The following is a 14,567-nucleotide window of genomic DNA, read 5'->3' as shown; positions in this document are numbered from 1 at the left end:
ATTAGTCTTCGGACACTAGGTAATCCGTATTTTCTCTTACTATTTTAGCAGATTTTTCCAAATCTTGGTGATTTTTAAAGGTGATTTGCAGAATACCATTTATATCTTCTCGGTTTTCCTCGTTGATACGAATATTGACAACTGAAATTCCGCGCAGAAGCTCCAGAATGCCCAAAATCGCATCTTCTTCGTCAGGCACTTCAATAAAGAGGTCATAAAAGCTGTCCACACCGGCCCGCTTATGAATTTCCATCTGCTTGCGGCTCTGCCGTCCTCGGTCGAAAAATTCCCAGATAGCTGTCTCGTCCTTAGCCTCAATCGCTGCGGCAACCTTGTCTAACTGGTCTTTAAAATCTTCCAGCCGATCCAAGATAGCTTGAGGATTGGTCAAGAGAATAGAGGTCCACATACCAGGCTCACTCTCTGCAATCCGCGTCATATCTCGAAAACCGCCAGCTGCAAAAGACTGGGTCAGCTCATGCTCTTGGCTATAAGCTGCCGCTTGCTCCATAAGACTGGAGGCTAGGATATGCGGAAAATGGCTGATTTGACTGGTCACTCGGTCGTGCTCGGCTGCGTCCACTTGGATAAAGCGGGCATGAAGACCACTCAGCAAGTCTCTCATTTCCTCAAGAGTACCTGACTTGGTTAGGCTAGAGGGCGTAAAGATATAATAGGCATTTTCAAAGAGAGTGACATGGGCAGCCTTGGCTCCGGTCTTGTGACTTCCGGCCATAGGGTGAGCACCAACAAAACGGACGGGCTTATTCTGCAGATACTTTTCTGCTGCTGCCACAATCTCAGCCTTGGTTGATCCAGCATCTGAGATGATAACATTTTCCTTCAGGCTCAGCTCTGCTATATCCTTGATAAATGCTATGGTCTGCTTAATGGGCACAGCTAGAATAATCACATCAGCCAATGGAGCAAAGGCGGCAAAATCATCCGTTACCCGGTCTACCATTCCACGTTCCAAGGCGACTCTGCGCGATTCCTCACCGCGGTTGTAGCCGAGAACTTCATACTCAGGGTGGTCACGCTTGATGCCCAGAGCCAAGGAAGCTCCAATCAGTCCCAGACCTGCGATATAGACAGTTTTTCTCTCCATGCCCACTCCTCTCTTCTAAAAGTTCTTGACAAATTCCCGATGGCGGGCTACCGCATCCTTTAGTTCTTCTAAATTGTCCGAAGAGAACTTCTCCAGAACTTCAGTGGCTAAAACTGTTGCCACCACGCTTTCCATGACAACACCCGCTGCAGGCAGAGCAGTAGGATCGCTCCGTTCTACTGTCGCCTTATAAGGCTCGTGGGTCTCAATATCCACGCTCATCAGTGGCTTGTAAAGGGTTGGAATGGGCTTCATAACACCGCGAACCACGATTGGCTGACCATTGGTCATACCGCCCTCAAAGCCGCCTAGATTATTGGTTCTGCGAGTGAAGCCATCTTCCTCAGACCAGAGGATTTCATCCATGACTTGACTGCCCTTGAGACGACCGGCTTCAAAGCCCACGCCAAACTCAACTCCCTTGAAAGCATTGATAGACACGACTCCTTGAGCAATCTTGGCGTCCAGCTTCTTGTCCCATTGGACATAGGAGCCCAGACCAACCGGAACACCGCCAACGACAGTCTCAATGACACCACCGATGGTATCCCCGTCTTTCTTAATCTGATCAATGTAGGTCTTGATTTCTTCTTCGCGATCGGGATTGACAATGGAAACCTCTGACTGAGCAGCTCTTTCCTTGATTTCTGCTACAGTGAGCTGATCTGGCACATCAATATCAATGCCGCCAAAGGTTACGATATGGCTGGCTACCTCTACACCGATTTCTTCCAGTAAGCGCTTGGCTACTGCTCCGACTGCTACACGCATGGTCGTTTCCCGTGCAGAAGAGCGCTCTAGGGAATTTCGCAAATCATCAAAGCGGTATTTCATACCTCCGACCAAGTCAGCATGGCCAGGGCGTGGTTTGGTAATCTTGCGCAAGCCTTTTTTCTTTTGGTCCACATCAGCTGCGCTCATAATCTCCAGCCACTTCTGGTGATCCAGATTCGTGACATTGAGGGTAATCGGTCCGCCCATGGTCAAGCCATGACGAACCCCAGACGTAATCTCGACTTGATCGCTTTCAATCTTCATGCGGGCACCGCGACCGTAACCACCCTGGCGTCGCTTGAGCTCAGCATTGATATAGTCAGCGGTCAAAGGAAGACCAGCCGGCACTCCCTCAATAATAGCTGTCAGACGTGGTCCGTGGGATTCTCCTGCAGTTAAGTATCTCATACATTTTCTCCTATTCTGAGATGGAAAAAGTTGGACATTCTGTCTATTTTTTCATCCAAACTGTCCAATCGTCTTAAACTCCATCTGGCACTTATTTCTTCAGAAATTCTTTCATCTCTTCCAGCGGAATCTGGTGAATACTTGCCGAACCCAGCTCGGGCACCAATACCAGCTTGATAGAATTGCCTCGAGCCTTCTTATCATGGGTTAAGGCCTGATAAAGAGCATTCTCATTCCATGGCTGATAATCCACCGGCAAGCCAAACTTCTGACACATACGGATGATGTCTTCTGTGATTCCAACTGGCATGAGGCCTTTCTTTTCAGCGACACGAGAAACCTGTACCATGCCAATCGCCACAGCTTCACCATGCATGACTTTTCCATAACCCGCTGTCGCCTCAATAGCGTGCCCAATAGTATGGCCGAAATTCAGATAGAGGCGGACGCCATTATCCAGCTCATCCTCGACCACAATCTTACGCTTGACATCGCAGGAATGGTAGATGATGCTCTCTGCATGCTCCAAAATAGACTCTGGACTTCCATCCATTTCTGAAAGCTCATTCCAGAGTTCCTTATCCTCAATCAAGCCGTACTTGACCACCTCGCCCATGCCTTCAATCAATTCACGTTGCCCTAAGGTCTGCAAGACATCTGGGTCAATCAGAACTCCGTCAGGCTGGGTAAAGGTCCCGACCATATTCTTTGCCCAAGGCGTATTGACACCTGTCTTACCACCGATAGAGGAGTCCACTTGAGCTGTCAGACTGGTCGGAATCTGCACAAAATGAACGCCCCGCATATAGGTAGAGGCAACAAAGCCCGCCAAATCACCGACAACACCGCCACCCAAGGCCACGATACCATCGCTGCGGGTCAGACCAACCTTGACCAAAAACTCATAGACTTTGTTGACCGTCTTTAAGTTCTTGCTGGCTTCACCCTCCAAAAAGTCAAAGACAAAAGTCTCAAATCCAGCCGCTTCCAAGCTCAGCTTGACCTTTTCCGCATAGAGTCGAGCCACTCGATTGTCCGTGACGATAACTACCTTTTGAGGCTGCCAAAGCTGACTCAGCCAACTTCCAGCCTGAGATAAAGACCCCTTTTCGATGAGAATATCATAGGGATGATGCGGGAGATTCACATTCAATTTCATAAGCGCCTCCTTATTTGTATAATTCTTCTAAACACTGCCAAATTTCCTGACTGGGCATGGTCTTGCCGGTCCAAAGCTCAAAGGCTTCTGCTCCCTGATAGAGCAGCATACCAAGTCCATTGACCGCTGTGACATTTTGATTTCTGGCCCATTTGAGAAAGGGCGTTTCAAAAGGTTGGTAGATAACATCCGCAACTAAAATCTGGCTAGGCGACTCAATCTGTTCAGGCAGGGGCATGCTGATGCCATCCATACCTAGACTGGTCCCATTTACCAGAAGGTCTGATTGGTTGATTGTATTCTGCAAGCTATCCGCATCCTCCAAGGTTAGTACTTGGATACGACTCTTGGTTTGGTGGCTGATAACTGCCATTTTGCTGACTGTCTTCTCATAGGAAGCTTGCCGAGTAAAGACGAAAATTTCCTCTGCATTGTCCAAAGCTGCTTGGGCAATAATCGCTGTCGCTGCTCCACCTGCCCCCAAAATCGTCATTTTTTTTCCCCGAATAGCAAAAGAAGGCAAGCTCTTAAAAAATCCCTTGCCATCTGTGTTATAACCAACTAAAATTCCATTTTTATTCACAACGGTATTGACTGCTCCGATAAGGCGGGCGCTGACATCCAGCTCATCCAAATAAGGTATCACTTCCTGCTTGTAGGGCATGGAAAGATTGACACCAAACATATCGTATCTGCGGATATTTTCTATACTGGCCTGCAGATCCTTTGCTTCTACTTCCCAAGCTAGATAAACACCATTGACACCAGTCTTTTCAAAAGCCATATTGTGAATAAGAGGAGAAATACTGTGCTTAATTGGCTTGGCAACCACAGCAGCCATGCGGGTGTGGCCATTAATTCTCATTCAAAATCTCCTGGATTTTCTTCATATTGCTCAGAGAAATCTGACCAGGTGCTGACGCCATATCCTGACTGGCAAATGACCAGCTGGAACCTGTCAAGTCAGCCGCAATGCGTGAAATTTTGCCGACTTTTCCCATGGAAATGGTGACAAAATCCTGCTCAGGATTCAAAGTCTTGAAACCGCGAGTATAGTTCATCAAGTCCAGCACATCCTGCTCATTATGAGCCATGACAGAAACCTTGACCACCTTAGGGGTCAGAGAAGTCAGCTCAGACAGAATTTCCATCATATTTTCAGGTGTTTCTTCGAAATTATGGTAGCTTAACACCAGATTAGGAAACTCTAGCATTTCTTCAAATTTCCCCTTGTGAGAGAAATATTCAAAGTCGATATAATCCGGCTGGTAAAAACCGGCCACTTCCTTTATGAGAGCTACGTATTCATCATCGGATAGTTCGATTTCTCCGCCTTCCTGACGGGTCCGCAGCGTGAAAATCAATTCACGTCCGGCAAATTTTTCAAAAATAGCTGGCGCAACATTTAAAATATCATCCTTGGCCAGAAAATCTGCCCGCCACTCAATAATATCCGCATCTTCATAGCGTGATACATCAATTTCTTGAGCTTCTTCTAAACTCTTGGGCATTACAGAAACGACTAATTTCATTGGTCCACCTTTATTGTAAATACCTTGAGGTAATTACTGCTCCCGTCTTTTTTATTATAGACAAAGTCTGCTGGCAAGCCATACTCCGCAAGATAGCGGTGCTTTCTGCCGGCAAGGCCTTTTTCAATTTCTTGTTTAAACTTACTTTTGGAAAGATTGGCTGCATTGGTACTTAAAATCATGATTCCCTTAGGATTCAGGATTTCCAAAGCTTGTGCAACCAAACGATGATAATCTTTAGCAACTGAAAATGTTCGCTTTTTATTTCTGGCAAAGCTAGGCGGATCTATCACAATGACATCAAAGCTTAGAGCGTGACGCTTAGCGTATTTAAAATAATCAAAGACATCCATCACCTGAAAGCGATGCTGATCCAGTGTCAGACCATTGGCCATAAAATGAGCTTCAGACAGCTCACGGCTTCGCTTGGCCAAATCAACTGATACTGTCTGACTGGCACCGCCCATGGCTGCTGCTACTGAAAAAGCAGCTGTATAGGAAAACATATTGAGTAAACTTTTACCAGCAGCCAGACCATCTACCAGACTGGCACGCACCTCGTGCTGATCCAGAAAGATACCGGTCATGAGACCGTCATTCAGAAAAACCTGATAGCGAACACCGTTCTCCAAGACTGTGAAGGTTTCTGGAGCCTCCTCTCCGTAGAGATGGGCCGATTCATAGTCCAAACCCTTGAAACGAATCTTTTCATAAGCTCCCTGAATCTCTGGGAAAACCTTAGCGAAGGCTGTCAGAATCCGCTCCTTTATAGCAAAGACAAAGTCATTGTACCAAGAAAAAAGCGCAAAGTCATTGTAGAAATCCACTGTGAAGCCACCGAAGCCATCCCCCTCTTGATTAAAGAGTCGAAAGGCTGTCGTGTCAGACGAATGAAAATAAGCAGAACGTCTGCTCTTAGCCTGCTCAAAGAGACCTTGAAAAAAATCCGAGTTCAGCTCTACATTCTTCTGGGAAATCAGCCAGCCAACTCCCTTATTCTGCGGAGAGAGATAGGCTGTGCCTAAAAACTTTCCCTGACGGTTTTGTAGCTCCACACATTGATTCTGAAGCGAGAGAGCGCCAAAATCCTTTTTATCTAATAAAAGAATGCCCTTTCTCAGTTTTTCTTCTGCCTGTTGAGTAACAGTAAGTTTATTCATAAATTATATTATACCAAAGATTGTGAAAATTCTCAAAACATATTTTACATTTGAGTTAATAAAAGATTTCACAAACGAGTGCAAAACGACTATAAACCTCTCTATAGAGAGGATAAGGCTTTCATAGGAATATTACAATTTCGCCGATTTAAAATATCTCAAATACGGCTCAAATTTTCCTTAACTGGAGAAATTATGTTATACTTAGAGGAGAAAATTTTTAGGAAATAAGACAAGGAAGTAACTTTTTGTGAAAAAAATAACCAAGAATTTACTCAATTTCATGAGTACGAGACTAGGTTTTGTCTTGATTTTACTGGTCCTCTATTGGATAAAAACCATGTGGGCCTACACGATTGATTTTAACCTTGATATCCAAGGTGCCTATCAAGTATTTTTAGCTATTATAAACCCTTTCCCTATCAGCCTCTTGCTGCTAGGTCTAGCACTTTATGTAAAACGAACCAAATTATTCTACAGCCTAGCCTTCGGAATCTATCTGCTCCTCTTTGCTTGGCTGGTATCTAATTCCATTTACTACCGCGAGTTCAGTGACTTTGTTACGGTCAACACTATGCTGGCTTCTAGCAGCGTTTCAGCTGGACTTGGGGAAGCAGCACTTGAGCTCTTCCGCCCTTGGGATATTCTTTATCTGATTGATTTCCCGATTTTGGCCTTCTTATTCTTTAAGAAATACATCCGTATGGATGATCGGCCTTTCAATAAACGCGCCAGCTTTGCTGTAACCTCCTTGTCCGCCATGCTTTTCTCAGCCAACCTTTTCTTGGCTGAAATTGACCGGCCTGAGCTCTTGTCACGTGGATTTTCCAACTATTATGTCGTTCGGGCTCTGGGCTTGCCAGCCTTTCTAGGTTACAGTGCCAACCAGACATATACCGCCAATCGTGAGCGCTCCAAAGCATCTGAAAAAGACTTGGAACCAGTAACAGAATATATCCAATCCCATTATGCGGAACCTAATCCAGAATATTACGGGATTGCCAAAGGACGCAATGTCATCTATGTCCATCTGGAAAGCTTCCAGCAGTTCCTGATTGACTATAAGCTGCAGGCAGATGGGAAAGAGTACGAGGTAACACCTTTCCTTAACTCTCTCTACCACTCCAATTCGACTCTGGCTTTCTCTAATGTCTTCAACCAGGTCAAGGCTGGTAAGACTTCTGATGCTGAAACTATGATTGAAACTGGGCTCTTCGGTCTCAACCAAGGATCCTTCATGGTCAACTACGGTGGTACCAATACCCAGCAAGCAGCACCTTTTATTCTTTCCAAAAACGGCGACTATACTTCTGCTGTTTTCCATGGAAATACTGGAAGCTTCTGGAATCGTAATACTGCTTACAAGCAATGGGGTTATAACTATTTCTTCGACGCATCTTACTTTACTAAGCAGGACGATACCAACTCCTTCCAGTATGGTTTGAACGACAAGATTATGCTGAAAGATTCCATCAAATATCTGGAACACCTGCAGCAGCCTTTCTATGCTAAGTATATCACGGTTTCCAATCACTATCCTTACACGACTAGCTTGATTGGTGACGAAATTGGCTTCCCGCTGGCCAAGACCAAGGATGAAACCATCAACGGCTACTTTGCCACTGCCAACTACCTAGATTCTTCTGTCAAGGCCTTATTTGACTATCTCAAAGAATCTGGCCTCTATGACAACTCTATTATCGTTCTATATGGAGACCATTTTGGAATTTCCCAAACCCGCAATCCTAACTTGGCCCCTCTTGTAGGCAAGACTTCTGAGACTTGGTCCAACTACGACAATGCCATGATGCAGCGCGTGCCTTACATGGTTGTAGTCCCTGGCATGGACAAAGGAAAGATAATTGATACCTACGCCGGTCAAGTAGATATGCTGCCAACATTGGAGCATTTACTAGGCATTGACTCTAAAAACTACCTTCAGGTCGGTCAAGATATGTTATCAACTCAGCATCAGCAAATCACAGCATTCCGATCCAGCAATAACTTTGTCACTCCAAAATACACTAGCTTCAACGGACGGACCTACTACACCCAAACCGGTGAGGAAATTACCAATCCTGACGAAACCATCAAGAAAGAACTGGATGAGATTCGTAATGCCGCCAATACTCAGCTGAAGATGAGTGACGCTATTCAGACCGGCGACTTGATTCGTTTCTACAAGGGGAATGACTTAGGCAAGGTCAACCCTAAAGATTACTCTTATCTTAATTCAATGAAGGCCTTGTTGGCTATTGAAAAGGAAAAAGGTGACCAATCAACCAGTCTTTACTCTAAACGAGGCAATGTCTCCACTGTGGACCTCTTTAATTCGCCAAGCTATCGTGCACTGCATCCAGAGCAGTTCCAAACTAGCAGCAGCGACGAAGACAGCAGTCAAGAAGACTCAAGCTCTTCCAGCTCTAGCTCCACAGCCAATCCATAGATAGCAAGAGCCTTAAGTCCAATGGACTTAAGGCTTTTCAGGCTCTATAATTTCTGTAGTGGGTAAAACCGCTGTAGGAATGATGGAGCCTCTTTTGTTGTAGAAAAAAAGTCCCATAAGTCCTATAATGAAAAGCGATGAAACTATCATTAGAAAGACTCTTATGGAACAGTTCAATTTTATCACAAACTTACTGGGAATAAAAGACCAGAATATCACTATCTTGGATGTTCTAGATGCTGGTACACATAAAGAAATCATCGCTAAGCTAGATTATCTAGCTCCTGAATGCCCTCACTGTCAAGGACAAATGGCTAAATATGACTTACAAAAAGAATCAAAAATTCCCTATCTAGAGTGTGCGGGATACAAAACGCTGATTCACTTAAAGAAACGACGTTTCCGCTGTAAAGTCTGTAGGAAAATGGCTGTCGCAGAGACTTCCTTAGTCAAGAAGAAGCACCAAATCGCAACCATCGTCAAGCAGAAAATCGCTCAAAAACTAATCGAGAAAGTCCCTATGACAGCCTTCGCTGAAAGCTTAGCTGTCTCTACTTCCACCGTCATTCGTAAATTGAAAGAATTCAAGTTCAAGACTGACCTTAACTGCCTTCCAGAATACATGAGCTGGGATGTGGAAACAGTCAGGGAAGTGACTGTTTCAATCGGCAGATAGAGATGAGCTTCATTGCACAGGATTTCGATTCCAGAAAGATTATAGCTATCTTAAGATGGGCGGACTCAAGCAACGATTCGCAATCACTTTCTGCGCTATTCCAGACAGGTCCGAAACCAAGTCAAAATCATTACCATGGACATGTTTAGTCCCTACTACGATATTGCCAGAAAACTATTCCCAAACGCTAAAATCGTCCTTGATCGCTTTCACATTGTGCAACATCTCAGCCGTGCTATGAGTCGTGTTCGTGTTCAAATCATGAATCAATTTGATCGAAAATCACACGAATATAAGGCACTGAAACGCTACTGGAAACTCATTCAACAGGAGAGCCGTAAACTCAGCCATAAACGCTTTTACCGTCCAACTTTTCGCATGCACTTGACCAATAGAGAAATTCTGAAAAAGCTACTTTCTTACTCTCAAGAACTCAGAGAACACTATGAACTCTACCAACTCTTACTGTTTCATTTTCAAGAGAAACAGGCTGACCATTTCTTATGTAAATCCTATTTTTCAAACTGTTTTTAAGACCTTCTTGAAAAACAAGGATAAGATCCTGAACGCATTGGAACTGCCCTACTCAAACGCAAAACTAGAAGCTACTAACAACCTCGTCAAGGTCATCAAGCGCAATGCTTTCGGATTTCGGAACTTTGACAATTTTAAAACTAGAATCCTCATCGCTTTGAACATCAAAAAGGAGAGGACTGATTTAGTCCTCTCCAGATTATAACTTTTCATCAACCCACTACAGTTGACAAAGAGCCCGAAAAAGAGGGATAAGTTGCAGATAAGTGAAAACCTCTAAAGTTAGAAAACTTTAGAGGTTCATGCTAAGGTTGAAAATGCTGGTGCAAGATAGCAAAGTAGTCTTCTGGATTGTGGAGAAATGGGAAGTGGCCGCTGTTTTTAATGGTGAACACCTGAGCGCTGGGATAGCGGCTGATGACAAAGTGCATGCTAGCACCAAAAATATCATTGTCACCGAAAGTCACGGTAATAGGAAAAGCAGGATGTTCTAGGCGGGGCAAGAGAGGATAGGCCATAATTTCCTTTCTTGTCTGATTGCCTGCCCGGACTGAAACATTGCTCAAGTTAAACGTCACATCGCGAAAGGCTGGATAGTCGGCATTGTAATTGCGAGCAACCTGACGATAGAGAGCCTGCGAAGCCTTGGAACTGCCAAGACCTCCCAGCAGAGAATAGATTCCCATTTTCAGCCATTCGATAGTCGTGCAGTGATTTTTATTGTAATTCATCATTTCCTTTTCCATTTGTTTCCACTGCTTGCCCGTGCCTGTTCCCGGCGAGGAAAGAAAGAGACTAAGGAGCCGCTCAGGGATTTTGCTGGCGTAGATTTGCGCGTACAATCCACCCCAGGAATGCCCCAAAAGGTGAAATTTATCTACATTGAAGTGGTCGGCGATTGTGTTGATGTCTGCAATGTAGGCCTCCATGCTGTAGTCGCCACTCGGACAGGGCGATTTCCTCGTTCCCCGCTGGTGAAAGACAATCAGTTGATAATCTTTTTCGAGCTTAGGGATAAAGAGCTTGAAGTCATCAGGCGTTCCCGGTCCACCGTGCAGCAGGATAATCGTTTCCTTGTCAGGATTGGGATAGCAAACGGTGTAGAGTTGGTCGGAGCCGTTTTGAATCATTGTTTCGATTTTTTGAGAATGGGTCATAACTTTCCTTTCTTTTAGTAGAGCGTCCACCACTGATATAGGCTCCAGTAGAGGAGATTGAGAACGACGATAAGTGAAGCATTGCTGGTCAAGTAGGTCAAGATTTTTCGACCCTTGCTCACTTGGAATTTTGAGCGCAGGAAGAATGAGGCAATAAGGCTAACCAGGAGGCTAACTCCCACAGCTGCAAAGCCCATAGAAAGCCAAACACGGCTGTTTGGTGAGGAATGTAGACTCAGGACGCTTTGGATAAAGAAGTAAAGCAGGAGCATGGTAGATAGAATGAACCCGCAAGTCAGGTATTGCCAGAGCGACCAAGCAAGCGGTGTAAGTTTGTGATTTTTCCGCTTGAAAAGAAGCCGATAGAGTTTGACCAGTAAAGCAGATACAGGGATGAGGAGGGCATAGAAAGCAGCGAGGCACCACAAGACGAGACTGCCGTAATCCTTGACTACATCCCATGTGGAAAGTTTAAGGTAGTCTGCGATAGGCAATTTCAGCCGTTCTTGCTTGCCGTTTTTCTCCAATTCCCAGTATTTTTGAGTGACAAATTTACTATTTTTCTCAAGATAGTTAGTTATTGGCGGAGCAATGCGCGTGATTGATAAGGCATTGGTGAAAACGCGACTTGAGCGATAAACGCCCGGTTTAAACTCTGCTTTTATCTTCTCTGAAGTAGTTGCCTTGTTTCCATAAATCAGCTCAGGAATTTTTTTAAGATAGTTACTTTCGTATTGTTGATTGGTTAAAATGACGGTAGCGATACCTGATTTGAAATCCAAAGTTAATATGGATGAAAAGCCAGCCGTATTACCACCGTGACCGAGGATAACGCGGTCTTGATAAAGGTCACTCCAAAATCCGTGAGCATTGATTGGGAGTTTGCTATCAGGAAAAGTCGAAGTCGCCGTATAAAGGGTGTCCCAAGTTTCCGCGCGCCTAAAAAGTGTCTTCTTTTGCAGGAGTGCTTGGGCAAAGGTCTTAAAGTCTTTCAAAGTTCCTGTTGCTCGCCCGCTCGGATAGTAAGGATTAGGCTTGTTTGCCTCGCCAATCAGCTGACCGTCTGAGGTGTAGCCCTTGATTTCCTTGCGTTTTTCGACCACATAGTCATTATCCGAAAAATCGGGCAAAATAGCGGTGTGCTTCATACCTAAGGGCTGAAAAATATGCTCGTGCACATAGTCAGCGTAAGATTGTCCGCTAATCCGCTCGACGATGTAGCCAGCAAGCACCGTTCCAAAATTGGAATAAGCAGTTATTGTCCCCGGCTCATAGGCTTGAATAATCGGCGCCTTTTGTAGCGTATGGGCTAGGTCTTTGTCTTCATTTTTGGCCAAGTCAACATCTGCGAAGCCTGCTTGGTGGTTCATGAGGTCAAGCATGGTAATGGGTTTGTCAAATTTGAGCTTGCTTTTGAGAAAATCCTTGGGCAGATACTCTTTGATGTCGGTTTTTAGGTCAATTTTCCCCTCTTCCCAGAGCTGCATGACGCTGACCCAGACGGTTAATTTCGTTACAGAGCCCCACTCGAAAACTGAGTTGTCATCCACCGCCCACTTTTTTTCCTTGTCTACATAGCCAAAATTATTTTGGTAAATGGTTTGACCGTCCTTGTCAAAAATAGATGTTGCCAGTCCTGCGCTGGTTTTCTCGTTTTTCTGATAATAATCCTCAATCTTCTGTCCGATTTGGTCGTAAGATGTCCCCGACGGCAATTTTTGCTCATCGGCTCGAACTTGCGCTACTCCAAAAGCGAGCAAGCCGCAAGTCAGCAGCGCCACAGTGCTCTTCAAAAATGATGTTTTCATGATACTTACCTTTCTATTAAAGTGCCCACCATTGGTACAGGCCCCAATAAAGGATATTGAGAACGACGATAAGTGAAGCGCTGCTGGTCAAGTAGGTCAAGATTTTTCTGCCTTTGCTGACTTGGAATTTTGAACGCAGAAGAATTGGCAAAACAGAACTAGCAAGAAGCAGCAGACCCGTTATTGCAAAGATGACATAGAGCCAAGCACTGTTATTTGGCGAGCCGCTGATGTTCATATTATATTGCACGATGAGAATGGTTATGAGTACAGTGGACAAAACAAGTCCGCAAGTCAGATAATGCCAGAGCGACCAAGCAAGTGTCACAGGTTTGCGGTTTGTCCGCTTGGCAAGGAGCCGGTAGAGCTTGACCAGTAAAGCAGATACCAAACTAAGAAGAGCATAGAAGATTGCTAACCCCCATAGGATGACACTGCCGAATTCTTTGGCAACTTCCCAGTTAGATAGTTTAAAGTAATCAGAAACTGGGCGCTTGATAAATTCTCGCTTACCGACTTTCTCCAAGCTCCAGTAAAATCGATTTTCACTATTTTTATCAATATAGAAGGTCGCCATATTTAGTCGCGCAATGGATAAAGGCCCAAAGAATTGACTAGCGTCACGATAAAAGCCGGGTTTGAGTTCTTCTTTCTTTTTGTTGGGAACATCTTTCTTTTGCCCATAGACCAGCTCGGGAATTTTCTCAACATAATTTTTCTCGCCCAGTTGGTTCGTTAAAATGACAGCAGCGATACCTGATTTTAAGTCTAAGGTCAAACTTGATGAAAAACCAGCTGTATTACCACCGTGCCCGAGGATAACTTGGTCTTGATAAAGGTCACTCCAAAAACCATGAGCATTGGTAGGAAGATCGCTATCAGGATAGTTAGAGGTTGCTGTATAAAGGGTGTCCCAAGTCTCTGAACGCTTAAAAAGTGTCTTCTTTTGCAGGAGTGCCTGAGCGAATGCCTTGAAATCTTCCAAGGTTCCTGTTGCTCGCCCAGCAGGGTACATTTCTATTAGATATGGAGCTTCGCCAATCAACCGACCGTCTCTAGTGTAACCTTTGACTTCCTTACGTTTTTCTACTACATAGGGATTATCTGATAAATCGGGTAAGAGAGCGGTGTGCCTCATATCTAAAGGTTCAAAGATATGCTCGTGGACATAGTCAGCATAAGATTGTCTGCTAATCCGCTCGACGATATATCCTGCCAGAGCCGTCCCAAAGTTAGAGTAGGCTGTCACTGTTCCCGGCTCATAGGCTTGATAGATATGTACTTTTTTGAGCGTATCTCCCAAGTTCTTACTAGTTCCCTTGGCAAGCCCCGTGTCTCCAAAGCCTGCTTGGTGGTTCATCAGATCCAGCATGGTGATTGGCTTGTCGTATGTGAGCTTGCCTTTGAGAAAATCCTTGGGCAGATACTCTTTTATATCTGTTTTAAGGTCAATCTTGCCTTCTTCCCAAAGCTGCATGACGCTGACCCAGACGGTCAACTTGGTGGCAGAGCCCCACTCGAAAACTGAGTTGTCATCCACCGCCAACTTTTTTTCCTTGTCTACATAGCCAAAATTATTTTGGTAAATGGTTTGTCCGTCCTTGTCAAAAACAGATGTCGCCAGTCCCGCACTGGTTTTTTCGTGTTCCTTGTAGTAATCCTCAATTTTCTGACCAATTTGGTCGTAAGGCGTGCCTGACGGCAACTTCTGCTGGTCAGCGTAAGCGTGACCAGCTCCCAGAGCGAGCAAGCCGCAAGTCAGCACAGTTAAGCAATGTTTAAAAAATGATGTTTTCATGATACTT

Annotated in this window: 10 protein-coding genes and 1 pseudogene; 2 read left to right on the top strand and 9 right to left on the bottom strand. The window is 44.8% G+C overall.

Annotated elements, in window-relative coordinates; translation table 11 throughout:
* Window position 1 precedes the first annotated feature (1 nt).
* From MFP28_RS04470 to MFP28_RS04445, 6 genes are all read right to left on the bottom strand, one after another.
* Window positions 2-1,108: a prephenate dehydrogenase gene (locus MFP28_RS04470; RefSeq protein WP_002906186.1), complete on the bottom strand. Its 1,107-nt coding sequence runs from the start codon at window positions 1,106-1,108 to the stop codon at window positions 2-4.
* Between the two features lie 15 nt (window positions 1,109-1,123).
* Window positions 1,124-2,290, bottom strand: coding sequence for a chorismate synthase (aroC, locus tag MFP28_RS04465; RefSeq protein ID WP_002906184.1), 1,167 nt, complete (start codon window positions 2,288-2,290; stop codon window positions 1,124-1,126).
* A 91-nt stretch (window positions 2,291-2,381) separates the two neighbouring features.
* A complete protein-coding gene (gene aroB, locus MFP28_RS04460) occupies window positions 2,382-3,449 on the bottom strand; it encodes a 3-dehydroquinate synthase (RefSeq protein WP_002906183.1) in 1,068 nt (355 codons plus the stop codon).
* 10 nt (window positions 3,450-3,459) lie between these two features.
* On the bottom strand, window positions 3,460-4,314 hold the full coding sequence (locus MFP28_RS04455; protein ID WP_002906181.1) for a shikimate dehydrogenase: 855 nt from the start codon (window positions 4,312-4,314) through the stop codon (window positions 3,460-3,462).
* The gene (gene aroD, locus MFP28_RS04450; protein ID WP_002906180.1) at window positions 4,304-4,981 is read right to left on the bottom strand and encodes a type I 3-dehydroquinate dehydratase; all 678 of its coding nucleotides are present in this window, start codon (window positions 4,979-4,981) and stop codon (window positions 4,304-4,306) included. The genes MFP28_RS04455 and aroD overlap by 11 nt, the downstream gene beginning before the upstream one ends.
* On the bottom strand, window positions 4,978-6,141 hold the full coding sequence (locus tag MFP28_RS04445; RefSeq protein ID WP_002906179.1) for a class I SAM-dependent rRNA methyltransferase: 1,164 nt from the start codon (window positions 6,139-6,141) through the stop codon (window positions 4,978-4,980). The genes aroD and MFP28_RS04445 overlap by 4 nt, the downstream gene beginning before the upstream one ends.
* A 250-nt stretch (window positions 6,142-6,391) precedes the next feature.
* Here MFP28_RS04445 and MFP28_RS04440 point away from each other — a divergent pair, with 250 nt between their 5' ends.
* Together MFP28_RS04440 and MFP28_RS04435 are read left to right on the top strand one after the other, a co-directional pair.
* Entirely contained in the window at window positions 6,392-8,587 is a 2,196-nt protein-coding gene (locus tag MFP28_RS04440) for an LTA synthase family protein (protein WP_002906178.1), read from the top strand.
* 163 nt (window positions 8,588-8,750) lie between these two features.
* A pseudogene (locus MFP28_RS04435) lies at window positions 8,751-10,002 on the top strand (ISL3 family transposase).
* A 100-nt stretch (window positions 10,003-10,102) separates the two neighbouring features.
* On the opposite strand, the gene MFP28_RS04430 reads toward MFP28_RS04435, so the two are convergent.
* Genes MFP28_RS04430 through MFP28_RS04420 form a run of 3 tightly spaced genes read right to left on the bottom strand, consistent with a single transcriptional unit; the run spans window position 10,103 to window position 14,560 of the window.
* Window positions 10,103-10,954, bottom strand: a complete 852-nt coding sequence (locus MFP28_RS04430) for an alpha/beta fold hydrolase (RefSeq protein WP_032915845.1) — start codon at window positions 10,952-10,954, stop codon at window positions 10,103-10,105.
* 14 nt (window positions 10,955-10,968) lie between these two features.
* A complete protein-coding gene (locus MFP28_RS04425; protein ID WP_002906174.1) occupies window positions 10,969-12,762 on the bottom strand; it encodes a serine hydrolase domain-containing protein in 1,794 nt (597 codons plus the stop codon).
* 16 nt (window positions 12,763-12,778) lie between these two features.
* Window positions 12,779-14,560 carry a serine hydrolase domain-containing protein gene (locus MFP28_RS04420; protein ID WP_002906173.1) on the bottom strand — a complete coding sequence of 594 codons (1,782 nt, stop codon included), beginning with the start codon at window positions 14,558-14,560 and terminating at the stop codon, window positions 12,779-12,781.
* Window positions 14,561-14,567: the final 7 nt, after the last annotated feature.

Source organism: Streptococcus sanguinis, assembly GCF_050234405.1.
Classification (GTDB): domain Bacteria; phylum Bacillota; class Bacilli; order Lactobacillales; family Streptococcaceae; genus Streptococcus; species Streptococcus sanguinis_W.
The sequence above is the reverse complement of the archived record's forward strand: the minus strand, read 5'-3'. Positions and strand labels throughout refer to the sequence as shown.